The sequence below is a fragment of the Paraburkholderia sp. DD10 genome (genome assembly GCF_049177125.1).
Taxonomy (GTDB): Bacteria; Pseudomonadota; Gammaproteobacteria; order Burkholderiales; family Burkholderiaceae; genus Paraburkholderia; species Paraburkholderia terricola.
In genome coordinates this window covers 1,459,989-1,484,348 of sequence record NZ_CP185392.1, presented here as the reverse complement: position 1 = coordinate 1,484,348, position 24,360 = coordinate 1,459,989, and the positions used below count along the sequence as shown (strand labels likewise).

Below are 24,360 nucleotides of genomic sequence, written 5' to 3'. Positions count from 1 at the left end.
CTCTACAAATCGAGGACTTCCGGTCGGTTTATCAATCGCCTCGCCTCCGGCATATTTGGCCTCGCCGAATTGGAAGAATCGCACCTGATTCTTCCAGTAGAACTCGAAGAGGGTGACGATGGACCGCTGGACGCAACTGCAGCTATTTGTGCTGACCGCTGACTTGGGTAGCCTGTCGAAGGCCGCCGAACAACTGGACATGTCAAATGCCGCAGCAAGTCGAACGCTCAGCTCTCTCGAAGAGCGTCTCGGTGCGAGGCTCATAGAACGAACTACGCGGCGCATGTGGCTTACTGACGCCGGCCGCGAGTACCACCGCCGATGCACGGCTGTGATTTCCGAGTTGGCCGAAGCTGACTCGATTGCTTCTGAGGAGGCGCTCAGTCCAAGAGGCGTGCTCCGGGTGACCAGTTCTGTTTCTTTCGCGATGATGCACATTGCGCCGGCGCTTCCCGAGTTTGTCACGTGCTACCCCAATCTCTCGGTTCAGATTGTCGCGGCGAATCAATACCAGAACTTCATCGAGGCTGGGATAGATATCGCCATACGTACGAAAGAGCATGAAGGAGATTCGGGCATCACGATTCGACGTCTGGCCGAGACGAGACGAGTGATGGCAGCATCGCCAGCCTATCTCGCGGCCCACGGACGTCCTGAGAATCCAGAGGAGCTCCAGCAGCACAACATGCTTGTCTACAATCTCGCCGTCGACCCCTATCTGCTTCACCTGCGTCGAGGAAAGGAAGAACGCAATATCCCGATTGAGAGCGCTCTGGACTCAAACGAAGGTCAGGTCATCGTCGCCGCAGGGCGAGCAGGTTTGGGCATCGTCGTTCAGCCTCTCTACATCATTCACGATGACATCGTGTCCGGGCGTCTTATCCCAGTGCTTGGGGACTGGCAGTTGCCACGGCTGACCATCAACCTGGCTTACCAAAGCCGGCGATATCAGCCCGCGAAAATTCGAGTGTTCACCGAGTTCCTGATTGAGCGCGTGAAGAGCCTCAAACTTGAGGAGCGCTGGATGACCTTTGCAACCTAGCTTCATCCGCGCTGTGGATTACGGTATGCCATCGGGACTCGCAGGTGGGACGTTCTTCCTTCAGGCAACAGTCAGTGCGGCCATGGTCTATCCGGGCTCAAGATGACGAAATACTGACGCGCTCTTCAGGAGCACGTCGGATTGCGCCAATGCGAGCAAAAGTCAGACGGGCGCGGATGCCTTTCTGCGAGCGAACCGTTCTAGCGGCGAGGCCAATACCGCACCCAGACGCCCGTCAAGCAAAACCACGATGAGCAGCAACAGCCCATTCACGAGAAGAATCTGTGTGGACGTGGCACTCAACAAACCCAGGCCGTTATTCAGGATGGTGAGAATGAGAACGCCCATCGCGACACCGAGTGGTGAACCGATACCGCCGCCCAGCGCAATACCGCCGACGATGGCCGCTGAGGCCGCCTGGAGCAGGATGTTGCTGCCCATCGTCGCGGAGGCGGTCGCGAGGCTCAGCGAGAGCAGACCCCCACCCAGCGCCGACAACCCACCGGAGATGACAAAACCAACCGTCAGTGCTTTGCCGACCCGTGCACCACTCTGAATCGCCGCCTTTCGATGGCCACCTGAAGCGTAGATGTCGCGACCGAGCGTAGTGAAGCGCAGGAACAACGAGATCACGACGAAACAGGCGATTGTAATGAAGCTTCGAGGCGAGAAAATGCCTGCCACGTTATGGTCGAGAAAGTCGCTGACGTCCAGATTGCCGTAGCTCAGGACGCGCCCCCCTGCGAGCCAGTACCCTACGCCGGTCAGAAACATCATCGACCCAACGGTGGTCACCAGCGAGGAAACGCCGAGCCGTGGCAACAAGGCTGCGTTTGCAACGCCCACCACCACCCCGAAGACAACCGCGTACAGAATGCCGAGCAAAGCACTATCGCCGCCGAATTTCACAGTGATGAGCCCGGCCACCGTCGAGATTGCCGCTACGCTCAGGTCGAATTCGCCAGCAACCATCGTGACCGAAAGCCCGAGTGCGATGATTCCAAGGAACGCAAACGCCTGGAAAATCGCGTAGAGGTTGGCCTGCGAAAAGTAGTGATTGACGCTGAGGCCGAAGATAACCGGCATGCCAACAAGCAGGACGATCCGAATCGCCAGATTGAGAAGTCGTTGAGATTGATGCATTTCCGAGTCTCCTGTTATTTCCGTCCCGGACCGAGCCGGGCGAGCAACGCGCCGAATACCACCGCTGCGAGAACCACGATGCCTTTCGCGACCAGCTGGTACTCGTAGCTCACGCCGCTGACCAGGAGGATGTTGCCGATGACCGCGAGGAAGATGGCACCGGTGACCGCATCCGAAATATGGCCACGCCCGCCGCGAATCGAAATGCCACCGACCAGCACGGCTGCGATCGCGTTGAAGTCGAGGTCGATGCCGTACGTCAGATTGCCTTGGGCCGACGATGAGGCGATCAGAGAGCCGGCCAGTGCCGCTGCTGCGCCAGCGAACGCGTAGCAGACGAGTGTCGCGGCCATCGTCCGGAGTCCGGCAATACGCGCAACCTCAGCCCGCATTCCGAGCAATCGGATTTCGCGTCCAATGCGCGACTTCTGGAGGATGAAATTCGCAATTGCAGCAAAAATGGCCAGCACCAGGATTTGAGTCGGCAGCCAGCCGAACAGCTTGCCCTGACCGAGCCACGTGGCATCGCCCTTGCCGATAACCGTCAGTCCGCCGGTGTAGATGACGCCTGCACCGATGATGATTGACGAGGTGGCAATCGTCGTGATGATGGGGTTCGCCTTCCCCAGAGCGATGATTCCGCCCTGCACAATGCCCATCAGCAGGCCGCTCAATACGACGAGCAGCAGCGTCGTACCCAAACCCAAATGAATGAGCGCTGCAAACATGACGGTGGAGACCGCGGCCGTCGCACCCATCGAAAGCATGAACAGATTCCCGCTGAGGGTGACGAGCGCCATACCGATAGCGCCAATGCCGACTGCTGCAACCGAGTACATTAGCGACTGAACGTTCCCGAACTCCGTGAAGTGCGGCACGATGGCTGCTGCGACGACGATGAGGACAAGCGTAGCGATTCGGATCGACGCCGCATGAATGCTCGTCGTTCCAAAAAATGCAGATGCCCACCGTCGCAACGCCGTTGGCGACACCTGTGCAATGGGTTCCAGAGCGGTCTTATGCATTACCCACCTCCGCAGGTTGATTTCGGAAAGAGACGTGGCCGTGAGATGCGTCGCTGTCGCCCGCGACGATGTCGTGGAGCAGCGTGTCACCATCGATTTCGAATCGAGGTTTATGGCGGACCATCCGCCCACGGAAAACAGTGAGAACGGTGTCCGCGAGTTCGAGAATTTCTTCGAGGTCTGTCGAGTAGAAGACAATCGCCACCCCGTCATCCGCCATTTTGCGAAGGGTCGAATAGATCTCCGCGCGAGCGCCAATGTCAACGCCTCGGGTAGGCTCGTTCAACAGCAACAGCCGAGGCGCGAGCGCGACGGCTTTAGCGAGCGACACCTTTTGCTGATTGCCACCGCTGAGCGTCGACACTTCATGAGGAAGGCGCTTCGGGTCGATAGCGAACATCGATGCGAGGCGTCGGGCCTCTTCCTGCTCGCCGGCGCGCCGCATAATGCCAGCCTTGCTGAACTTCGCCATTACAGAGGCCGTGATATTGATTGCTATCGGCGCATCCAGAAACACGCCCTTATCCGCACGGTCCTCGGCGACGTATGCGATCCCGGCCTTCAGGGAGCTGCGGATGCTGTCAAGCTTGATTGCCTGTCCGTCGACCTTGACTGAGTTGGAGATGTCGCCGCGAAGTCCGGCGAGCGCCTCGACAAGGACTTCGGCTCCCGAACCAAGCTGACCGACAACCGCGAGAATCTCGCCTGCCGCCACATCGACCGACAGGTCTTCGACCTTATCTGCAACCGTCAGGTTGGAAACCGACAGTCGAGGCGCGAGATCAGCGCGCCTCTCGGGTGGCTTGGCCCTGCTATGCACAAGTTCACGCCCGATCATTGCCTTGACCACTTCAGCAGTCGTCATGTCGGAGGTACGTTGCGTCAGAACGAGCTGGCCGTTGCGGAAAACCGTTACCCGGTCCGTCAGCGCAAAGACCTCATCGAGCCGGTGACTCACGAAAATCATTGCGGTGCCCTGGTCACGCAGCCTGCGCGCGACGTCGAAGACTCGCACGATCTCCGCATCCGACAAGGTCGCAGTCGGCTCGTCGAGGAGCAGCACCTTCGCCTGCCGCGACATGCCCCGCGCGATTTCCACGAGTTGGCATTCGGCAAGGCTGAGCCGGGACGCCGGCGCATCCAGCTTGACGTGTGGCAACCCCACCGAATCGAGATGCTCGCGGACAGAGTCGCGATACTGACTGCGTCGGTAGATTTGGCTCTGGTCGGCCCCACCGAGAAGAATGTTGTCGAGTACCGACAGCGTCGGAACGATTGCAAGCTCCTGGTGAACGATGGAGATCAGTCGGGGGTCAGTGCGATTCCCAAGCTTCAGATGGTGGCCGTCGACGGTGATTTCTCCGTCGTCAGGCTGAACGAGGCCACCGAGAATTTTGATGAACGTGCTCTTGCCCGCGCCGTTCTCTCCGCACAGCGCATGAATCTCGCCCGGCGCCAGTTCGAGGCTGACGCCTGTAAGCGCTTTGACGCCACCATAATGTTTTGTGAGATTGCGAGCACAGAGCAGACTCTGGGCAGCTACCGGCTCGGCGCCGGGATTCGCGTCTTGCAGCATTGTCTTCCTCCAAACGCGGAGACTCTTCGGTCATCCGCTGTCAAGGGCTGATGCCTGTCACAGTGGCCCACCTCCTGCGCGTAGCTGGTCGTGTGTGGGTGACGGCATACATCTCGATTACCGATGTCCTGCGTCGATGCTGGCATTTCGCTGTCCACGGCTCCGAACGAGCCAGGAGGCGCTGCGGCATCAGCGACGCTGCTGTTGGTGGTCTTTGAGGAGAGAAATTCGCAGGGAATCGCTGCGTGCGCAGGAACGCATGTCGTCTCCAGCAGAAACTCGCGTCAGCGGCTTCGGTATTGTTGAGTAACAGGTTATTAGTTCGCCTGGAAAAGAAAAATGCGCTGCGGCGAAATGATATTTCCGGTGGAAGGAAATATCCGTCTCGCTCACATCGGCCACTGCCACCATCCGCGGCCTCGGCAAATTCGGAAAGGCGTTTGGGAGGGCACGATACGCCAGTGCGTGCGTCTTTCCCATGAAGCCAGTGCCAATCACAGCTACGCCAATCTCTCGTCTCATGGTTGTCTCCGTTCGTAAAACGAAAGCGACCCCGAAGGGTCGCGAAAAACGTTCCGCCGCCTGCGCGACGGTCAACCGTGCAGAACGGCGTTACTTCTTCTGCGAGTAGCAGACGTTCAGCGTCGTCTTCGTTGCAGCAGGATTCGGTAGATACTGAATGGCTTGCGGCGCCTTGCCCGACGCGAGATCTTTGGCGGCCCGTGCAGCGTACGCACCGTCGTCAAACGGGGACTGCTCGACCGTGGCGTATGCCTTTCCGGCGGAAATGGCTTCGACCGCACCAGAGTCGCAGCCGTGGCCAATGATGACGAGCTTCGACGGGTCGAGTCCGAGGCGCTGTGCAGCAGTCACGACACCGCGAAGTTGCGAGTCGTTCTCCGTGTAGACGCCTTTCACGTCCTTGAATTGAGTGAAGAGCGCCGACGCGGCCGCTTCTGCCTTCACAGCGTCCCAGTCTGCCGGTTGGGAACCGACGACTTCGATTCCAGGTGCGTTCTTCTTGAGACCCTCCACAAAGCCTTGATAGCGCTGAACCTGCGGCGGCGTGCCCATCGGCCCGTTAATGACGATGACCTTGCCTTTATCGCCATAGCCCTTTTCCTTGAAGCCCTGAATCATCGTCTTCGCGGCTACTTCGCCATTGCTGATGTCGTTCGGGCCCGTAAAGACCTTCCAGTAACGGGAATACTTCTGGTCGGGCATCGAATTCGAGATGACTAGCGGAATTTTGGCCTGGTCAATCTTGCGAATCGACGGGACCATCGCGCTCGAGTCCACCGGGACAAGGACGATGACATCGGGCTTCTGGGCAAGTGTCTGGTCGACCAGAGTGGCTTGTTCGTTCGGATCGTAGTTGCTTACCTTCACATCGAGCTTGAGGCCCTGGGCGGCGGCTTCCTTCACGAAGCCCTTCACATAGAGCGCCCAGTATTCAACACTCTGCGTCGGCATGAGCAGCGCAACGCGAGGCTGGTCGGCCGCGCGGGCGCTCGTATCAAATGCGCTTGCGACGGCCGCGAGAGCAAAACAAGAAACGATGGATTTGCGGAAGTTCATGCTGTGTCTCCAATAGGCCCATGTCGTGGAAGAGCCGGGTTTTGATGTTCTGGTGGAGGCACAGTAAGGCCTGGTATCGGAAAGAAAAATGCGACAGAACGAAAAGTTATTTCCTCTCACTGGAAAAATGACGACAGCTTCGGAGAGATTGTCACCGAACAGTTCAAGAATCGGGCGATAAGCCAGATGCGGCGGTCCCCGCAGCGGCAAGCAACGCTCGACTTCGCCCGATTGTGTACTTTTATTCTACGGAAAGACGATCCGAGGGCTCTTTATCTGCTGTGACTTCTCCGTGATAGTCCAGGGCATCGATTCCCCCGCGACGCGCCGCATCGCTCGTCGTCACTTTCAAGAGGTCTCACATGTCCAGGTCCAAAGTCGAACTTGTCGCCGCTTATTTCACGCTCTCGGGCGATGTCTATCCCTTCGGTCCGACCGAAATCAGCCCTTTCAGCTTCAAGGACCGAGTGGAAGCGGCAGCGAAGGCTGGTTGGGACGGCATCGGCCTGATTCACTCGGACATCTACGCCACCGCCGACAAGATTGGCTTCCCGGAAATGCGCCGCATCCTCGAAGCCAACGGCATCAAGCACGTTGAGTTCGAATTTCTGGTCGATTGGTATCAAACCGGCGAGCGTCGCCGCACCTCCGACAGCATGCGGTACTACTACCTCAAGGCTGCCGAAGAGCTGCGCGCGCGCGTCGTGAAGGTCGGCCCAGGTATCGGCGAGGACACCGCAGACGTCCCGCTCATGGTCGAAGAGTTTGGCAAACTGGCGGAGGACGCTGAGAAGCGCGGAACGCAAGTCATGCTCGAAATCATGCCTTTCAGCAACGTCCGCACGATTGAAACCGGCAAGGCCATTGTCGAAGGCGCGAACAAGGCGAACGCCGGTCTGCTGCTCGACATATGGCATCTGAGCCGCGGCAATGTCGATTTCAAGGAAATCGCCACGATCAAGCCCGAGTTCATCAAGGGCATAGAACTGGACGACGCAGACCGTTACGCAATCGAGCCGCTGTGGATGGACACCTGTCATAAGCGTCGCCTGCCGGGCGAAGGTGTCCTCGACGTAAACGGGTTTATCAAAGCAGTTCAGGCAACGGGCTTCGATGGTCCGTGGGGCGTCGAGATTCTCTCGGAAGTCGAGCGCAAGCTCCCGTTGGAAGAAATGGCTATGCGCGCATACGACGCGACGATCCGCCACTTCGAAGACCAGGCAGGATAGCGAAGAGTCTCCCGACGGCTGCAACCACAGGTTAGCGGCCGTCTTGCTACTTTAAATTCCACCGCCGACTGCTCGACGAAATGCTCTTCATAGGCCTCGCAACGCGCCTGGTCGCGATCTTCAAAGCGAACACTGACAACCACGCAAAATGCTGGCTCTCTACGTCTGATTCAAACTCGTTGTCTCGGCCAAGTCCCAGTTCTTGCCGCATCCCGACGAGCTGATTCAAGCGATGGCGGAGTCCAGGCTCGGCTAGGCAGTTTGTCCGTCGGCTTCTGAGCTATTGCCGACGTTCGAATGGCAGCAGTATCCGATGGCCAGATGACTGCTTGTGGCCGCGTGCTCCGATGCAGTCGGCATACGTGACCGCAATATTCTTTGTTCGCCTGAGTGCGGCCGGCGCAGCGCAACGAACGGGCGCCTGGCGCCCCGCTGCTGCGTCCGGCGGCGGTACAGTGCCGCCTGCACTGCACGGGGCCAGACATGGATGACCATGGTCTTTTATCGAGAGTGATACATCTCAGTTAGAAATTTAAAGTTCATGCAAACAGCGCCGATAAATAGCTTGCCTGTGTCTGAATTTGCCGTGAGGGTGACCTCCATTCGAAGACACTGGCCAATGGCGTCGCACTCTCAATCCACAAATAAAAGGTCATGGATAACAAAACGCTTTCAACTTCTGCAGTCGCGGGTTTTATCGTTGCAACAACACTACTCACGGGCTGTGCTTCACTTCCGAAAACCGATCTCGCCGCCAGCAATCGTGAAAAGCTCCATTCGATCGCTCTGCTGGATGTCACGGAACCGCGCGGAGAGAGCGTTGTCAACTTCGGTGGTGCTGCCGGAGCATTTGGATTGATTGGTGGACTGGTGCAAGGCGGGATCAACGCCAATCATACGAGTACATACACGCAGCGCGTGGCAAGCGAAAAGATTGCCTTCGCTCCCGTCGTTAACGATGGCCTGACAACGCGACTGTCCAGTAATGGCTATGAAATTGTTCCGTTGCACGACCAGCACGCCAAGCTCTCAAGCGACGGCAAGTCCGACGACTTTTCCGATGTCAAGACCAACGCCGACGCGATCCTGAGCGTATGGATCACCTCGTTTGGTTACGTATCCCCGCCGGAATCGAGCGATTTCATTCCGTGGGTCGTCGTCCGCGCTCGTCTGCTCGACTCGAAGTCCAAGCAAGACATGTACTTCAAGACATTCGCCTGTGGCTGGGATATCAAGGCCAACTCTGTCCACGTCGAAGCGGACGCAAAATATCACTATGGCAGTTTCGGCACCTTGATCGACCAGTTCGATCAGTCGGTCGCAGGTCTCAAGGATTGCGAGCAGGCGGTTGTCGTCGCAATTGGGCAGGATCTGACGAAGCCGCAGTAAGGGTCCCGGTCATGTTTGGGCGGACATTTGAAAGTTTGCTTCTGGCCGCCCACTATCGAACGCAATCGGCATGCGCAATGTGAACCGCGCGATTAGTGGCATCGGCAGCAGCCGACCGGAACCCGACGGTTATACCGCCGAGTGTACAGCGGCAGATGTCCGATGCGGAGCAGCCTTCCGGTTGCACTTACTTGTCTAGACCGCCCGCCCAGGGAAAGGCAGATGTGGAAATTCATCTGGATCGCTACACCGGCAAGCTCAATGAGCCGGACAAGTAATAACGCGCTTCCAAGCGGGACGGCCGATGAGCCGCCGCCGCATGGCCTCTCCTACTACGAAAAGCAAGCGTACGAGCAGTTGAGCAGAATCGTCGCAACGCACATCGTCACTGCCATGACTAAAACATATCCGCAGCCGCTTGGCGCCCGGCGCCCTTCCCTTGGGTTTCTCGCTCAGAGCGCGACGGAATGAACGGCCCGGTAATCATATTCGAGTAGCTTTGCCCAGGCCCCACCATCGGAAACACATCCGCGTTCTCGTCGACCATGATCTCGAGGAAAGCCGGTCCGTCGAATGCCACGAAGGCCTTGAGTTGCTTATCGAGTTCGCTCATTGCATCAACGCGACGGGCAAACTCGAACCCATCGGCCCGAGCTGCCATGACAAAATTCTTGCGATGGAGCGACTTGTCGCTCACGCACAACCGGCCGTCATAAAAGAGACGCTGCCACTGCCGGATCATTCCGTCACCGAGATTGTTGAGCAGCAGTACTTTGACGGGCACTCCATAAGTGCTCGCCGTCTCCAGTTCGCCGACATTCATGCGGATGCTGCCGTCACCGTCGATGTCGATCACAAGGGCATCCGGTCGCGCCAGTTGGGCACCAATAGCGGCGGGCAGCCCGAAACCCATCGTTCCCATGCTGCCCGAAGTCAGAAAGCTTCGAGGCTCGACAAAGTCGAAAAACTGCGCGGCCCACATCTGATGCTGGCCGACGCCCGTGCAGATGATCGCTCGCCCGCCTGTAATTTCACTGAGTTTTTCAACGACGAACTGCGGCTGAATCGCCGGATTGTTCCGGTCGTAGTTCATCCCGTAGGTTCTCTTCAGTGCCTTGATATGGTCGAGCCAAACCGAGGGCGGTTGCGCTGGCGGCTCCTGTTTCATCAACGACAGCAATGTGTTCCTTGCGTCGCCTACGTGTGTCCAATGCGCCCGTTTGACCTTGTTGATTTCCGCCTCATCGATGTCGATATGCGCGACATACCGCGCTCGTGGCGCAAATGCATCGGGGCGGCCACCGGCGACACGATCATCGAACCGGGCACCCACGGCGATCAGGAAGTCGCAGTCTTCCACCGCGTAGTTCGCGTGGGCCATGCCGTGCATGCCGAGCATGCCGAGATACAGTTCGTCTTTCGCGGACATTGCGCCGAGGCCCATCAGCGTGGTCACCACGGGAATCCCATAGCGCTCCGAAAACTGCCGCAACTCAGCCGTCGCGCCAGCCGCGATGACGCCGCCGCCGGCATACAGCAACGGTCGTTCGCTTTGCGCCAGCAAGTCGAAGAACTCAGTGCGCTTGTGTTCTTCCAGACGAGCGCCTTTCGCCACCATTCGAAGGCGGTCCGAGTAGCCTCGAAACTCCAACGTACCTTGCCCGTGATAGATTCCGGTCCAGTTCTGGATGTCCTTCGGCACGTCCACGACAACCGGGCCGGGACGGCCGCTGCGAGCGACTTCGAATGCGGTCCGCAGTGTCCGTTCCAGCTTTGCCGGGTCGGTCACCAGAAACACCTGCTTTGCGCATGCCGACATGATGTTGAAGACGGGCGCCTCCTGAAAAGCATCCGTGCCGATCATCGCACGCGGTACCTGTCCGCATATGAGAACCACGGGGACCGAATCGCCGTTGCAGTCGGCGATCGGGGTCACCGCGTTGGTCGCCCCCGGACCTGAGGTCACCATGAACACGCCGACTCTTCCGCTCGCGCGCGCATACCCGGCGGCCATGAAGCCGGCCGCCTGTTCATTGGCGGGCACAACGAGATTGATCTGGCGCTCAGGGCTCTCGTGGTGCATCTCGTTGAATCGAAAGACAGCGTCGTAAGTCGGCAAAATCGCACCGCCGCTATAGCCGAATACGGTATCGACGCCCTGTTCGCTGAGTACCCGCAGGATGATATCGGCTCCCGACATCAATTCGCCGGCAACGGGTGGTGGCGGCAAGACTTCCAAGGCAGGGTTCGGATTTCGGGTCATGGCTGGCTCGCATGGAAACGGGCGCCGACGAATGTCAGCGGCCAAAATCAAAAGGCGGTTTCCCTTCCAACTCGAGAACAGCGTATGTTCTTTACCAGCTTACGGACGATTGCTCAGACGGGTTCTCCGTACAAGGCAGCGTCCATCCAGCACTTTTTTGATGTGCTTCTGGAAGAATCGTGAGGAATGGTTCTGGCCATTCTGACAACGATTGAAACAGCATGTGCGTCCACGAAGGCTGTATATGGGCCAAGATGCACCACATTCGAGCCATGACGATCTCCGGGTCGCGGGCCGCCTAAGCGCCGGTCTGCGGGGCAACAATCCGGCGGACATTTGCCCGATACGGCATAGCCGGCATACGGCCATCGCGGTAAGCTGATATTCTGCCCTTCAAATTGCTGTCATCGCGCTTACTCCGCTCGTCTTGGCGAAGGGTCGCCTGGCGGCACCCGCAAGCGCTCACAATCAAAGAAGGTCACAGCATGAAAGTCGCCATTGTCGTATTCGATGGTGTACAGGCGTTGGATGTTGCAGGTCCCCTGGACGTATTCGCAGAAGCAAACACGTATCTGTCTGAACATCAGAGGTATCAGGTCTCTGTCGTGGCATGCGACGCCGGCACGGTGTCCTGCTCGAACGGCATGCAGCTTTCGGTTCCCTTTGGCTTCGCGGACTTCGACACGCCGTTCGATCTGCTGCTGATCGCGGGAGGACCGCAGTTGCCCAATACGCAACCGCGAAGCGAATTCCTGCAGTGGTTGCGAGACCAGTCGCGCGGCGCCGCACGGTTCGGCTCGGTTTGCAACGGAGCATTCCTGCTCGCGCACGCTGGGCTCCTCGATGGCAAGGATGTGACGACTCACTGGGCAGATGCCGGGCGCCTGGCCGACGAATTTCCGCAGGCGTGCGTGCAGCCCGACAGCATTTTCATCCGTGATGGGCGCCTGTTTACTTCCGCCGGCGTGACGGCGGGTATCGACCTGTGTCTATCGCTCGTGGCAGAAGACTGGGGACACGAACTCGCCGTGCGGGTTGCGAAGCGTCTGGTGGTCTACATTCAGCGGGAAGGCGGTCAATCTCAGTACAGTCCTTACCTCGGAATACGCAAGGACCAGGATCCGATCGTCGGCAAGGTGCTCCAGTATGTGACCGAGCACATCACCGATACGCTGTCGATCGAGCAGCTTGCCAGCGCAGTTTCGGTCAGCCGGCGCACCTTCTCCCGGCTGTTCGCGAAGTATGCGAAGGCGACACCGTCCGCGTTTGTCGAACAGGTTCGCGTCGACACGGCAAGGAGGCTGCTCGAAGAAACCGATGCGCCTCTCAAGACGGTGGCGTACAAATGCGGCTTTCACAGCGCCACGCATATGCGAACGACTTTCTCGCGGCGGCTCAATGTCACGCCCAAACAATATCGCCAACGGTTTCGCGGCGTGACAGGCACACAGCAGGTGTCGTATAGCGGTGGCAGCGGGCAAGTCGCGTCAGCAGGGATCGAAAGCGTAAGGTAGTCGCGCCTCGTCAGAACCGGCACGGTTCGCCATCCCTCGCCGCCCTCGCATCGAAAACGGATGGCGTCTTTTAGTGGTGGCCGGAATCACGCTACATCTGACCTGAAATCGGCGCTCTTTCCGCTTGTCCCTGTTCATGGGGCAGCCCAAAGTGGTGGCTCGTCAATCGCACACAGCGGCTCGAATGAACCCCATAGAAAGACCTGCCCCATCCACGATCCGCTCGGATTCGCTCGAATCTCTTCCGGACATCGCCGAAATGGGTCTGTCAGTCATATTTTGCGGAATAAATCCGGGAGCCCTGGCAGCATCGAGCGGCCGCCACTTTTCGGGCAGAGGCAACCGGTTCTGGCGGGCCATTCATCTCGCCGGCTTTACCCCTGAACAGATCCGTCCTGAAGACGACCGCACTCTGCTGCGGTATGGCTGCGGGCTGACAACTGTCGTTTCGCGTCCGACCGCACGAGCGGACGAACTAACGTCATGGGAGTTCATTGCCGCCGCATCCGGTTTCGAGCGGAAGATTGAACGGTACGCACCGCAATGCGTTGCGTTCCTTGGGAAAATGGCCATCTCCGCAATGTCCGGCGTGCGCGACATCGAGTGGGGTCCGCAACCCCTCGCATTCGGCGGCGCCCGCGCATGGGTCTTGCCCAATCCCAGCGGACTGAACCGGACATTCAGCCTCGATGCATTAGTGATTGCATACCGCGAACTTCGTCTTGCGGTGGCGTCGACTGATGTGGTTTCGACGACCGAAGACTAGCCCGCTCCGATCCCGCTTGCCTGCAACATACCAATCGCGGTGAGCCTGGCAAAATTCCGGTACGGAATGGCCTAATAGGCTGCCTACCTGTACTTCAAGAACCTCGGTCCTTCTTCCACAATAAGCTGACGCATCGCGCGACGGCGACATCGCAACGATCCGGTTGATCCAGATCGGACGATCACGCTTGCCGCGATCCTCTGCCGTTGCCGCGTTACCGGCAATCTCAACCAGACGAAGGAATCCATGTTCTCTGCAATGCTCGAAGTCAACCCGATCCACGACCAGTTCGATGCCTACCTCGGCATGGCGAAGATGCTGCGCCCGGAGCTCGAACAGATCGAAGGCTTCGTCGACAACACACGCTACGCGAGCCTCACGCGCCAAGGGTGGCTCCTCTCGCTATCGAGCTGGCGCGATGAGAAGTCGCTGGTGCGCTGGCGTGTCACGACGAATCACCACAAGGTGCAGCAGGCGGCGCGTGATCGTGTGTTTGCCGATTACCGCTTGCGCATCGGGCAGACCGTCGCCGATACGCACGTACCCGCCGGGCAAGAACTGATGGAGCAACGCCTCGATGCGACGGAGACAGGCGTCGGCAAGGCCGTCACTCTGCTCGACACAAGGTGCGCGCCGGACTGGGTCAAGCAGGCGAGTGCGCACGCAGTCGCGAAGTCGCTTGGCCTCGACATGGAGGCGTCCGGCCTCGTCGCATGGGACGCGTTCGACGCACTGATGACGCCCGGCGACGTTATAGCGGTCGCGACGTGGAGCGATCTCGCCGCCGCCCAAACGTTCGAGCGCACCGCGACATTGCCGGAGGGCGTTCGCCTGCGGCACATCCGCGTGGTCCGGGAATACGGAATGTTCGATCGCCGCGAAGCGCCACAGTACTTTGCAGAAGTGCAGCGCAAGGCTTGAAACGCACGCGGCACGAAAATCACCGCTGCCCCGTCTTCCCGTCGATGAATGATGACGACGTTGACCATCGCGTCGACGTCGACGCTCTTCATTGCATTCTCTCGGGCCAGGCGTTGACCGAATGGAAAAACACCCTTTCCAGCCTGCCGCGTTATCGCCATAGCCGCGACGGCATTGGCCCGATTTGCGAACGGAATGGCCTGATAGGCAAGCTCTGTTGACTTCAAGAAAGCCAAGCCGTCTCCTAGAATGATTCGACCCATTGCGCGGCTGCGACGCACCCGCCGAACTGATTGAAGTTACCGCGAGCAAAGACCTAATGTCTTGTTCGCCGAGCATCCGGGTTCCTTCGAACATCGGGCGTGAGAGCGCAATCTCCCGATGTAATGCCCCCAACAGCACCAGCCTAGCGGACCCATATGAACACCGCCAACCCAAGGACATCTGGAACGGCAGAACCCGAGCTCGCACAATCGTCGGCGCCGGTTCATGCGTCGGAAGCCGCGGCTCCTCCCGTACAGCAGGCGCCCAAGGAAGCCGAGCTGCCGCTTCGCCTCGCCATCGGTTTGATTGGAATGCTGCTGGCGTCGTTACTGGCGATATTGAACGAACAGGTCACCGCGGTGGCGCTGGCCGATATCCGCGGCGCGTTCTCGATTGGACGCGACGATGGAACATGGCTGACCGCTCTCTTCGAAGCGACGAACGTCGCCACGATGATATTCGCTCCCTGGTTCGGGGTGACGCTCACGCTGAAGCGATTCACGATCGGCGCCGTGCTGGCCGTGATGTTCGTCGGATTCCTTTGTCCCTTCGCGCCGAATCTGCCTACGCTCTATGTATTGCGTGCGCTGCAAGGCGTGGCGAGCGGATGTCTGCCCCCGATGCTGATCATCGTGGCGCTGCGTTATCTCCCGCCGAAAATCAAGTTATACGGACTCGCTGGATACGCACTCACCGCGACCTTCGGACCGGCGCTCGGCACGCCTCTCGCCGCGTTATGGACGGAGTATGTCAGCTGGCGAATGGCCTTCTGGCAGATCGTGCCGCTCGGCATCGTGAGCTGCGTGGCCATCCACCAGGGGCTGCCGTCGGATCCCCTCAGGCTCGAACGCTTCCGTTCATTTAACTGGAGCGGATTCGTACTGGGATTCCCCGCGATAGCCATGCTCGTCATTGGTCTGCTGCAAGGCGATCGTCTCGACTGGCTGAATTCAACGTTCATCAGCACGATGTTCTATTGCGGCGCGCTGTTGTTCGCGGCGTTCCTCGTCAACGAGTGGTTTCATCCGCTGCCATTCTTCAAACTCCAACTGCTTGCCCGCAGGAACCTCGCGCACGGACTTCTCACACTGGTTGGCGCCGTTGTGCTGCTGGTTGGCGTTGCGGTCATACCCGGCCAATATCTCGCGCAAGTCCACGGTTACCGGCCGCTGCAAACCGCGCCACTGTCGTTGCTGCTTGCAATTCCCCTGCTGATTGCGCTTCCCGTCACCGCCGCCGTGCTGAATCTACGCCAGGTCGACCATCGCTGGGTCATGGCCATCGGACTGTGCCTGATAGCCACCACGTGCTTCCTGGGGAGTTTCATGACCTCCGCGTGGGTTCGCGAGAACTTCTATTGGCTTCAGTCGTTGGAAATTGCCGCACAGCCCATGGTGATCATGGGAATCCTGATGGGCGTCACGACCGGCCTGCCCCCAACGGAAGGCCCGTTTGCTTCGGCCATGTTCAACACGCTCAAAGCGTTTACCGGCGCCGCCGCAACCGGTCTCATCGAGGGTGTGGGAACCGCGCGCGAGCATTTTCATTCGAGCATGCTCGTCGATCGGCTGGGCAACAACACCCTGGTCACGGGACAAGGCATCGACGCGGCTCACGGGCTCGGCGAACTTGCGCATCGGATCCACGAGCAAGCCGTCGTGCTGACGTCAGCGGATCTCTATCGCCTGATGGCAGGTGTCGCCCTCGCATTTCTTTTCGTTATTCCGGTGTTACCCGTGCGTGTTTATCCGCCATGGAGCACGACGCCGCCCTCTTCCCGCTAAGCGACGATACCTATGTCATCCATCACCCGATTTCCGCCTAAGGCAATTTATCTCCCCGCGTATGTGGTCATACTCGGTGTTGCAATCTGGGCTTGCATAAGGCTGTTCGCCGACTCGAATAGCGAGACCACCAACGATGCCTACGTGACCGCCGACTTCACACTGGTCGCGCCGCGCGTCGCCGGCCAACTTTCAGAGGTGCTCGTAGAGGACAACCAGCAGGTGAAAGCCGGGCAGCTACTGGCGCGTATCGACGACCGCGATTTCCGCGCGGCTCTGATGAGTGCGCAAGCTGACGTGGCCGCGGCAAAGGCAGCGGTTGCGAACTATGACGCCGAGATCGCGCGGCATCCCGCGCTTGTCGACCAGGCACGCGCCACGCTCCGCGCAGACGATGCGACACTCGAGTTCGCGCGGGCAAACGCCGCGCGCTACCTGAATCTCTCGGACGCCGGCGCGGGAACGACGCAGGAGCAGCAGCATGCCTCGAGCGCACTGGCCGAGGAACTCGCGCAGCAGGCGCGCAACCGCGCCGCGCTCGTCGCCACCGAGCAGAACCTCGACGTTCTGCGCAGCCAGCGCGATAAGGCGGCCGGCGCATTGGCTCACGCCCAAGCGGCTCTCGAGCAGGCGAAACTCAACTTTTCCTATACGCAGATTCACGCGCCCGTCGACGGCAAGGTTGGACGACGGTCGGCGCGAGTCGGCGCATTCGTCACAACGGGCGCGCCATTGCTCGCGATCGTTCCGCTGTCGGACGCCTATATCGTCGCCAACTTTCAGGAAAACCAGCTAACCCATATGCGACCCGGCAATGCCGTGCGTATCAAGGTGGATACGTTCCCGGACGTCGTGATTCGAGGGCATGTCGATAGCCTCGCTCCCGCCACGGGCGTGAGCTTCGCGCCGATCGCGCCCGACAACGCAACGGGCAACTTCACCAAGGTCGTCCAGCGCGTGCCGGTCAAGATCACGATCGACCGCGGACAGCAGGCCGCGTCGGCATTGAGCGTGGGGCTGTCGGTCGAAGCGGATGTCGCCGTGAGCAGGCGCGCGGATGCGCCGGGTGCGGAGGCAGACAAGCAATGACTGCCAGTGAATTTTCGATCCGCACGCCGGCGCTGGCGGCGTTGCTGTGCTTCGCGCTCGTGGGCTGTGCCGTTGGCCCTGACTTCGAACGTCCGCAAACAACCACGCCTGCCGTGTTCGACCGCACCCAGTCCGCGCAGGCATCCAGTAGGGCAATCGAGTCCGAATTCAGCGCGCAGTGGTGGATGCTGTTCAACGATCCCATCCTGGACTCGCTGGAAAAACAGCTCTCCGATGCCAACCTCGACGTGGCGGCGGCCTCGGCGCGCCTGCGGCAAAGCCGGGCCGGGCAACGCATTGCCGGCGCCGAAGAATACCCGCGGTTGAGCAGTGCCGCCTCGTATAACCGCGAGCGCGGAAGTCCGAACGGCATCCTGTCATTGCTTGGCGTTAGCCCAGCGGGAAGTCAGCCGCAATCGGCGTCGGGCAGCGCGCCGGCCGGCGTCGCGGCACTGCCGGGCCCCTCGGGCTCGCCGGCCTACGACCTTTACCAGGCCGGCGTCGATGCATCGTGGGAGCTCGACATCTGGGGCCGGGCGCGACGTGGTGTCGAGGCCGCGACAGCGCTGACGGATGCCTCATACGAGGATCGCAACGCGATCCTATTGTCTGCGCGCGCGGAACTCGCGCGAGACTACGTTCAGTTGCGCGACGCACAGGCGCTGCTTCAGATCGCGAGACAGAACCTCGTCATCGCCCGCGACGCCACCAGGCTCACGCAAACGCGGGTACGCGAAGGCGTCACTACCGACCTGGACGTGGCCAACGCTTCCGCGCAGGCAGAGTTGATCGAAAGCCTCATTCCGACGCTCGAATCGCGTTCCGAGACCACGATCAATGCAATCGGCGTGTTGCTGGCCGAGGAGCCGGGCGCGCTGCGCGAGACGCTCGGCGAACCGCATGATGTTCCCGCACTCCCTGAACAGGTGCCCATCGGTATCCGCTCGGAACTGGTGCAGCGCAGACCCGACATCAGGAGAGCAGAGGCGCAATTACACGCGGCCACGGCGGCGATCGGAATGGCGAAGGCCGACTTCTATCCACGCATATCGCTGAATGGCAGCGCGGGGTTCCAAAGCCTTCAGCTCTCGAATCTCGCCAGTTGGGCGTCCGGTCAGTTCGTCGTGGGACCGTCGATCACGCTGCCGATCTTCGAAGGGGGACGCCTCAAGGGAACACTCCATTTGCGCGAGGCGCAACAGCAGGAAGCTGCGATCGTCTACAGGCGGACCGTACTTCAGGCATGGCGAGAGGTGGACGATGCGCTCGTCGTCTATGACGCTGAACAGCGGCGGCGCGATCGGCTGAAAGCGGTCGTTGGCTTGAACCAGCGCGCGCTCTCGATTGCGCGGCAGCGATACAAGGCGGGCGCGGTCGATTTTCTCGACGTGCTCAACGTGCAGAAACAGTTGCTCGACGCACAGAGCAATCTTGAGCAAAGCAAGGCTCACGCCGCGGCTAACCTCATCGCGCTATGCAAGGCACTCGGCGGCGGATGGGAGTCGACGTATGCCAGATAGCCGTGAACGAGTACTCAACTATCGGCAAGCTCTGTTGCCTCCTGGACGTTCACATATCTCTGGTATTCCGCTCGAGGCAAGCCTATAAATAATTTTCTGTTAGACAACGCGTAACCCGCGTTCTCTGCCAAGCCCGTTCAGAACCTGTTCACGAAATAAAGGTATTCCCATGAAAGCCAAACATCTTGTAGCGAGCGGCGCCGTGCTGCTCTGTAGCATGACCGGCATTGCGCATTCCCAGCCGACTCAGGCCGTCGCCCCGCCAACCCCGTCTTCTGCACAGCAGCCCATCGTGAACACTGCGCCGCAAACGGTTGACCAGTCGGTAGGCGGCGCATCCATGTACGGGACGCACGACAGCGGGCGCGGCAGGAATGGCAGCCTGTGCATCGTCGGGTTGTCCTGCGATATCTACAAAGGAAATTGACGGCACGTTGTATGCATGGCGACGATGCGCCCCCGCGTACCCGCCGCAGGGGCAGCGCCCACTATTTCTTGCCGTGCTGCATTCAGGCAATGAGCGTCGCCTGTTCGACGAGTTGCGATATGGGTGCGATATGGGCGCTTCGATTTCTTCCCACGAGAACAATGATGGCAAAAGCTTATTGGATGGTGTCGTATCGCAAGGTGACGGACCCGCAGCGCGTTGCCGAGTACTCGAAATTGGCCGCGCCGGCAATCGCCAATGGCGGTGGACGCATTCTGGCTCGCGGCGCGGCGGCGTTCGCGCATGAAGCGGGCCTGATTGAACGCACCGTGCTAACGGAATTCGACAGTCTCCAGCAAGCCGTTTCCACCTTCGAGAGCGTTGGCTATCAGGCCGCCTTGAAGATTCTCGGCACGGCTGCGGAGCGAGATTTCAGAATCGTCGAAGGCGTGGAATAACACAGGGAAGATCCGCAGCGGCTCACCCAAAAACCCCGTCCCTCGCCTCCAGATCGACCTATGCTGAAAATCCTGGCAGAGGTTGACCGATTACCCAAGCTTTGCCTTTGCCGAAAATTCGGCGACTTTCGAGGAGCAGACAATGAAAATCCTGATGGTGATGACCTCGCATGATCAGTTGGGAAACACTGGCAAGAAAACAGGCTTCTGGCTGGAGGAGTTCGCCGCTCCCTATTACACGTTTCTCGATGCGGGAGCCGCTGTTACGGTCGCCTCCCCCAAGGGCGGACAACCCCCGCTCGACCCCAAGAGCGACACCCCCGAAGGCGAGACGGACATGACGAGACGATTCAAGGCGGATCCCCTCGCTCAAAAAGTCCTCGCCAACACAGTCAAACTCTCGGACATGGCGGCTAGCGACTATGACGCGGTCTTTTACCCAGGCGGTCACGGCCCCCTGTGGGATCTGGCCGAGGACAACGACTCGATTGCCTTGATCGAAGCCTTCTATCGTTCCGACAAACCCGTGGCCGCGGTCTGCCACGCTCCATGCGTTTTCCGCCACGTCGTGATCGACGGTGAACCGATCGTGAAAGGCCGGCGCGTCACGGGCTTTACGAACACAGAAGAAGAAGCTGTCCAACTGACCGAAGTGGTTCCGTTTCTCGTAGAAGACGAACTGAAGCGATTGGGCGGCAAGTTCGAGAAAGCGGCCGATTGGCAAAGCTTCGCGATCACCGACGGCCTTCTCGTTACAGGTCAGAACCCTGCTTCTTCAACGGCCGGCGCCAAACATCTGTTGGGACTTCTCGCCTGAATGCCGGCAATTATTTACCGGGCTATCGCGGCCGCGCGAGCCGACTTCGCAGCCACGAAAGAAGAGCGGCGCGGTTCGCTCACGCTATGAATCGCTGGCTGCGCCGGGTAGCCGCGCAGGAGAACCGCGATGAGCAACGAGTCAACGCCGCGAGACGGATCGCCCGCCGATCACCACGACGTAACCGAAGACGTGAGCGTACGTGATCATCCCCGATACCAGCAGATGTTTCCGGTTCTCACGGCGGCGGAAATCGACAGGGTGCGTCGCTTCGGCAGCCTGTGTCACTACGCCAAGGGTGAATCGCTCTATCGCGCGGGAAGTCTCTGCCCCGGCGTCTTCGTCCTTCTCTCGGGCAAAGTGCGGATAGTCGGTCGCGACGGCCTCGGCCATGAACGGGTCATTCATACGTATGCGCAGCGCGGCGAATTCACCTCCGACGTCACTCAACTGTCGAGCAAGCCCGCGGTAGTGGATGCGCATGTCATCGAAGATGTCGAAGTACTGTTGGTGCGGCCCGATGAACTCAGCGCCGTGATGATCAGCGAAGCGGATCTTGGCGAAAAGATCATGCGTGCGCTGATTCTCAGGCGAGTCCTCGTGATCGAGCGCGGACAGGGCGTCGTTCTGGTGGGCTCCTCCAGTGACGGGCAACTCGTTGCGTTGCAGGATTTCCTGCGCCGCAACGCTTTTCCCAATATGACGCTCGACGCCGAACAGGATGCCGAAGCCATCGCGCTACTCGAACGCCTGACGCCGCAGCCCAACGACTTCCCGCTCGTCGTTTGTCCAAACGGCACCGTGCTGCGAAATCCCGATCAGGGGCAACTGGCGTCCTGTCTCGGGCTGATTCCCGAATTCGACCCGACGCACGTCTACGATGTAGTGATAATCGGCGCGGGGCCCGCGGGACTTGCGGCGGCCGTCTACGCGGCGTCGGAAGGAATGTCGGTTGCAGTTCTCGACTGCCGCGCACCCGGCGGCCAGGCGGGTACGAGCGCGCGCATCGAAAACTATCTGGGTTTCCCTACCGGCATCACAGGCCAGGCTCTCGCGGGCCGCGCGTTTGTTCAGGCGCAGAAGTTCGGCGCGCATATCGCCATTCCGTGCGAGGTCAAGGCGTTGTATTGCGACAGACAACCACCTGTCGTGGAACTCGCCAACGGCCGCCGCATTACCGCGCGCGCCGTCGTTATCGCGAGCGGCGCGGAGTATCGGCGTCCAGAGGTCCAGAACCTCGCGCGCTTCGAGCGCTGCGGGGTCTATTACTGGGCAACGCCAATCGAGGCCCGGCTGTGCCGCAAGGAGCCGGTTCTGCTGGTGGGCGGCGGCAATTCGGCGGGGCAAGCGGTGGTGTTTCTGGCAGCACATGCCGAACATGTGCATATGTTCATTCGAGGCGCGAATCTCGAGCTCGGTATGTCACGTTACCTGATCGAACGCGTTGCATCGCTACCGAACGTAACCCTCCACACGCGTATCGAACTGACCGCGCTCGAGGGAGGTGCACGACTTGAACGCGTGCACTACCGCGGCGCGGGCGGCATTGAAGGAAGCATGACCGCACATCATCTGTTCGTATTCGTCGGCGCCGAGCCGAATACCGGCTGGCTCAAGACATGCGACGTGTCGCTCGACAACAAGGAGTTTGTGTTGACGGGCACTGACATTCCCGGCGCGAGTGCGCGCTCGCTGCCGTTGCAGACAAGCGTCCGGGGGATTTTCGCAATCGGTGACGTGCGTTCGGGATCGACCAAGCGTGTCGCGTCGGCGGTCGGCGAAGGCGCGGCTGTGGTGGCGCAGATTCATCGATTGCTGGCCGGGGTGTCGTAATGACGAGCTCTGGAAATGGTTTCTCTGTCCAACTCGGCGGCGACGCATGCATTTCATCGCCGGTCACGGAAACCTGAACGAATTAGCCGGAATCAGCCAACCGCCCTTCCCGATCAGCCATGAATCACGTTGCATCACTATCCCGTCGATCAGCGCTTCTTTCCCGCAGCGCCTATCCCAAGGTATGACCAAAGCGAACCATGAAATGAATCGGCCATCCACTCGAACGACTAGTGAGGAACCGCGGGTTTGTATATGTTATGCATAGCACCGCGAGAGCCAGCCGCGATCGCACAAGCAACGGTGCATCCACCGATGCGGGCCCCAGGATGTTTGCGCCCGCCATGAGTTGGCGCAGCGAAAGCGCGGCGTCACTTTTCGTGAGGAGCAGGACAATGCTTGCCAGCGAAACCGATCCGTGGGTTCAGACCATACGACTTCTGTCATCCGGGTCACAAGCATCGGGGCTCAGCGATCGAATGCCTTTCGTGGCAAGGCCCTTTCCACTTTTTAACCAGGACGCGGCGCTGCGTAACGGCCCCTCATTGCATCTGACGATCAGCCTGATCGAGCGGACAAGCACCACCAGCGTCACGATTGCCTGGCGAGACGCGACGAGCTGCTTTTACGGCGCCCAGGTTTGGAGCGCGGCAAAGGCAAGGCTTTCCGGCGTCTGCGCGATAAGCGGGGCACGGATAAAAAGAGGCGATCGAATCTTTCATCCGCGAAGATCGAAACCTGCACCGGTCAACGCGGAGGCCATGATTCTTGCATCGACGATAGACGCTGTCGAGCCGGCCGGGACGCATCAGTGATCTCGCGATTCATGGAGACGGCGGTCCCGTTCCTGCATGTAGTATCCCGTTGGCATGTAAGGGTGTACCTTAAAGCGCATCGGGCAACGCGGAAAACGGTGCTCATTGGTAGCCATGAATTCGCGCATTGCCTAGTATGGAGAAGTACCGGCGGCGGATTCCCGCAACGGAACTTCTCGAAGGCAAAGCAATGAAAAGCGAGATCCCTGGAACGGGAAGTGAAACGTTGCCCGACGCGCTCGTTTATGTGGTTGACGACGATGAATCTATTCGCGGGGCGCTGACATCCTTACTCACGTCGGTGGGAATTCCTGTGCGGGCGTTCGCATCGGCTGATGATTTTCTAGCCGCGCAGATGCCGGACGTGCCGAGTTGCCTGGTTCTCGACGTTCGCCTGCGAGGGGCGAGCGGCTTGATCCTGCAACAGGAGCCATTCAAGGAAAGCGTTCGATTGCCGGTCATATTTCTGACCGCATACGGCGACATTGAAATGTCCGTCAAGGCCATGAAAGCGGGCGCATTCGATTTCATGACCAAGCCGTTCAGGGATCAGGATCTGATCGACACCATTGCAGCGGCCCTGAAAATGAATCGCGAGTCCAGGCGCCAGGACAAGATCGTTGCGGGCATCCTCCAGACATACGACTCGCTGACCGCTCGCGAGCGGGAAGTCATCGGGCTGGTGGCAGAGGGGCTGTTGAACAAGCAGATCGCCGACCGCCTGTGTCTTAGCGAGGTAACGGTCAAGATTCATCGGGCTCAAGCAATGCACAAGCTCGATGCACGTTCGGTGCCCGATGTCGTTAGAAAATTGCAGCAGGTTCGCCCCGCTCGTGAAGACGCCAGATAGCGCATTCACGCCAATCCGTCATTCGGCTGTACCGGCTCATACGAACTGTCGCTAAAA

General features: G+C 59.7%; 22 protein-coding genes. 16 read left to right on the top strand and 6 right to left on the bottom strand.

The window, feature by feature from the left end; all coding sequences use genetic code 11:
- Positions 1–118 precede the first annotated feature (118 nt).
- Positions 119–1,042 (top strand): LysR family transcriptional regulator, encoded by a 924-nt coding sequence (locus tag ACOCG7_RS06775; protein ID WP_421377362.1) that lies wholly within the window; start codon positions 119–121, stop codon positions 1,040–1,042.
- 162 nt (positions 1,043–1,204) lie between these two features.
- On the opposite strand, the gene ACOCG7_RS06770 is transcribed toward ACOCG7_RS06775, so the two are convergent.
- The 5 genes from ACOCG7_RS06770 to ACOCG7_RS06750 form a co-directional block, all read right to left on the bottom strand.
- Complete coding sequence (locus tag ACOCG7_RS06770; protein ID WP_310317722.1) at positions 1,205–2,185, bottom strand: ABC transporter permease; 981 nt, start codon at positions 2,183–2,185, stop codon at positions 1,205–1,207.
- A 14-nt stretch (positions 2,186–2,199) separates the two neighbouring features.
- Positions 2,200–3,210, bottom strand: coding sequence for an ABC transporter permease (locus tag ACOCG7_RS06765; protein ID WP_421377361.1), 1,011 nt, complete (start codon positions 3,208–3,210; stop codon positions 2,200–2,202).
- Entirely contained in the window at positions 3,203–4,786 is a 1,584-nt protein-coding gene (locus ACOCG7_RS06760; protein WP_421377360.1) for a sugar ABC transporter ATP-binding protein, read from the bottom strand. Before ACOCG7_RS06760 ends, ACOCG7_RS06765 begins: the two co-directional genes overlap by 8 nt.
- Before the next feature lie 189 nt (positions 4,787–4,975).
- Complete coding sequence (locus tag ACOCG7_RS06755; protein WP_421377359.1) at positions 4,976–5,308, bottom strand: hypothetical protein; 333 nt, start codon at positions 5,306–5,308, stop codon at positions 4,976–4,978.
- A gap of 90 nt (positions 5,309–5,398) precedes the next feature.
- A complete protein-coding gene (locus ACOCG7_RS06750) occupies positions 5,399–6,364 on the bottom strand; it encodes a sugar ABC transporter substrate-binding protein (protein ID WP_421377358.1) in 966 nt (321 codons plus the stop codon).
- Positions 6,365–6,831: 467 nt separating this feature from the next.
- Between ACOCG7_RS06750 and ACOCG7_RS06745 the strand changes: the two genes are divergently transcribed.
- Both ACOCG7_RS06745 and ACOCG7_RS06740 read left to right on the top strand, forming a co-directional pair.
- Positions 6,832–7,593, top strand: coding sequence for a sugar phosphate isomerase/epimerase family protein (locus tag ACOCG7_RS06745; protein WP_421377357.1), 762 nt, complete (start codon positions 6,832–6,834; stop codon positions 7,591–7,593).
- Between the two features lie 654 nt (positions 7,594–8,247).
- Positions 8,248–8,982 (top strand): hypothetical protein, encoded by a 735-nt coding sequence (locus tag ACOCG7_RS06740; RefSeq protein WP_227470895.1) that lies wholly within the window; start codon positions 8,248–8,250, stop codon positions 8,980–8,982.
- A gap of 397 nt (positions 8,983–9,379) precedes the next feature.
- Here ACOCG7_RS06740 and ilvB read toward each other — a convergent pair whose 3' ends face one another.
- Complete coding sequence (gene ilvB, locus ACOCG7_RS06735; protein WP_114164588.1) at positions 9,380–11,245, bottom strand: biosynthetic-type acetolactate synthase large subunit; 1,866 nt, start codon at positions 11,243–11,245, stop codon at positions 9,380–9,382.
- A 485-nt stretch (positions 11,246–11,730) separates the two neighbouring features.
- Here ilvB and ACOCG7_RS06730 point away from each other — a divergent pair, with 485 nt between their 5' ends.
- From ACOCG7_RS06730 to ACOCG7_RS06670, 13 genes are all read left to right on the top strand, one after another.
- On the top strand, positions 11,731–12,759 hold the full coding sequence (locus ACOCG7_RS06730; RefSeq protein WP_421377356.1) for a GlxA family transcriptional regulator: 1,029 nt from the start codon (positions 11,731–11,733) through the stop codon (positions 12,757–12,759).
- A 184-nt stretch (positions 12,760–12,943) separates the two neighbouring features.
- A complete protein-coding gene (mug, locus tag ACOCG7_RS06725) occupies positions 12,944–13,525 on the top strand; it encodes a G/U mismatch-specific DNA glycosylase (RefSeq protein WP_114164590.1) in 582 nt (193 codons plus the stop codon).
- A 246-nt stretch (positions 13,526–13,771) separates the two neighbouring features.
- On the top strand, positions 13,772–14,446 hold the full coding sequence (locus tag ACOCG7_RS06720) for an antibiotic biosynthesis monooxygenase family protein (protein ID WP_073430247.1): 675 nt from the start codon (positions 13,772–13,774) through the stop codon (positions 14,444–14,446).
- Entirely contained in the window at positions 14,443–14,667 is a 225-nt protein-coding gene (locus ACOCG7_RS06715) for a hypothetical protein (protein ID WP_421377355.1), read from the top strand. The genes ACOCG7_RS06720 and ACOCG7_RS06715 overlap by 4 nt, the downstream gene beginning before the upstream one ends.
- A 198-nt stretch (positions 14,668–14,865) precedes the next feature.
- Positions 14,866–16,494 carry an MFS transporter gene (locus tag ACOCG7_RS06710; protein ID WP_421377354.1) on the top strand — a complete coding sequence of 543 codons (1,629 nt, stop codon included), beginning with the start codon at positions 14,866–14,868 and terminating at the stop codon, positions 16,492–16,494.
- A gap of 12 nt (positions 16,495–16,506) precedes the next feature.
- A complete protein-coding gene (locus tag ACOCG7_RS06705) occupies positions 16,507–17,583 on the top strand; it encodes an HlyD family secretion protein (RefSeq protein ID WP_421377353.1) in 1,077 nt (358 codons plus the stop codon).
- Positions 17,580–19,103 (top strand): efflux transporter outer membrane subunit, encoded by a 1,524-nt coding sequence (locus ACOCG7_RS06700; protein WP_421377352.1) that lies wholly within the window; start codon positions 17,580–17,582, stop codon positions 19,101–19,103. The genes ACOCG7_RS06705 and ACOCG7_RS06700 overlap by 4 nt, the downstream gene beginning before the upstream one ends.
- A 169-nt stretch (positions 19,104–19,272) precedes the next feature.
- The gene (locus ACOCG7_RS06695) at positions 19,273–19,530 is read left to right on the top strand and encodes a hypothetical protein (protein ID WP_114164595.1); all 258 of its coding nucleotides are present in this window, start codon (positions 19,273–19,275) and stop codon (positions 19,528–19,530) included.
- A gap of 164 nt (positions 19,531–19,694) precedes the next feature.
- Positions 19,695–19,988, top strand: coding sequence for a DUF1330 domain-containing protein (locus ACOCG7_RS06690; RefSeq protein WP_114164596.1), 294 nt, complete (start codon positions 19,695–19,697; stop codon positions 19,986–19,988).
- Positions 19,989–20,130: 142 nt separating this feature from the next.
- Positions 20,131–20,805: a type 1 glutamine amidotransferase domain-containing protein gene (locus tag ACOCG7_RS06685; protein WP_421377349.1), complete on the top strand. Its 675-nt coding sequence runs from the start codon at positions 20,131–20,133 to the stop codon at positions 20,803–20,805.
- Positions 20,806–20,934: 129 nt separating this feature from the next.
- Positions 20,935–22,638: an FAD-dependent oxidoreductase gene (locus tag ACOCG7_RS06680; RefSeq protein ID WP_421377347.1), complete on the top strand. Its 1,704-nt coding sequence runs from the start codon at positions 20,935–20,937 to the stop codon at positions 22,636–22,638.
- A gap of 395 nt (positions 22,639–23,033) precedes the next feature.
- On the top strand, positions 23,034–23,453 hold the full coding sequence (locus tag ACOCG7_RS06675) for a DUF3331 domain-containing protein (protein ID WP_421377345.1): 420 nt from the start codon (positions 23,034–23,036) through the stop codon (positions 23,451–23,453).
- Between the two features lie 190 nt (positions 23,454–23,643).
- Positions 23,644–24,303: a response regulator transcription factor gene (locus ACOCG7_RS06670; RefSeq protein WP_421377343.1), complete on the top strand. Its 660-nt coding sequence runs from the start codon at positions 23,644–23,646 to the stop codon at positions 24,301–24,303.
- Positions 24,304–24,360: the final 57 nt, after the last annotated feature.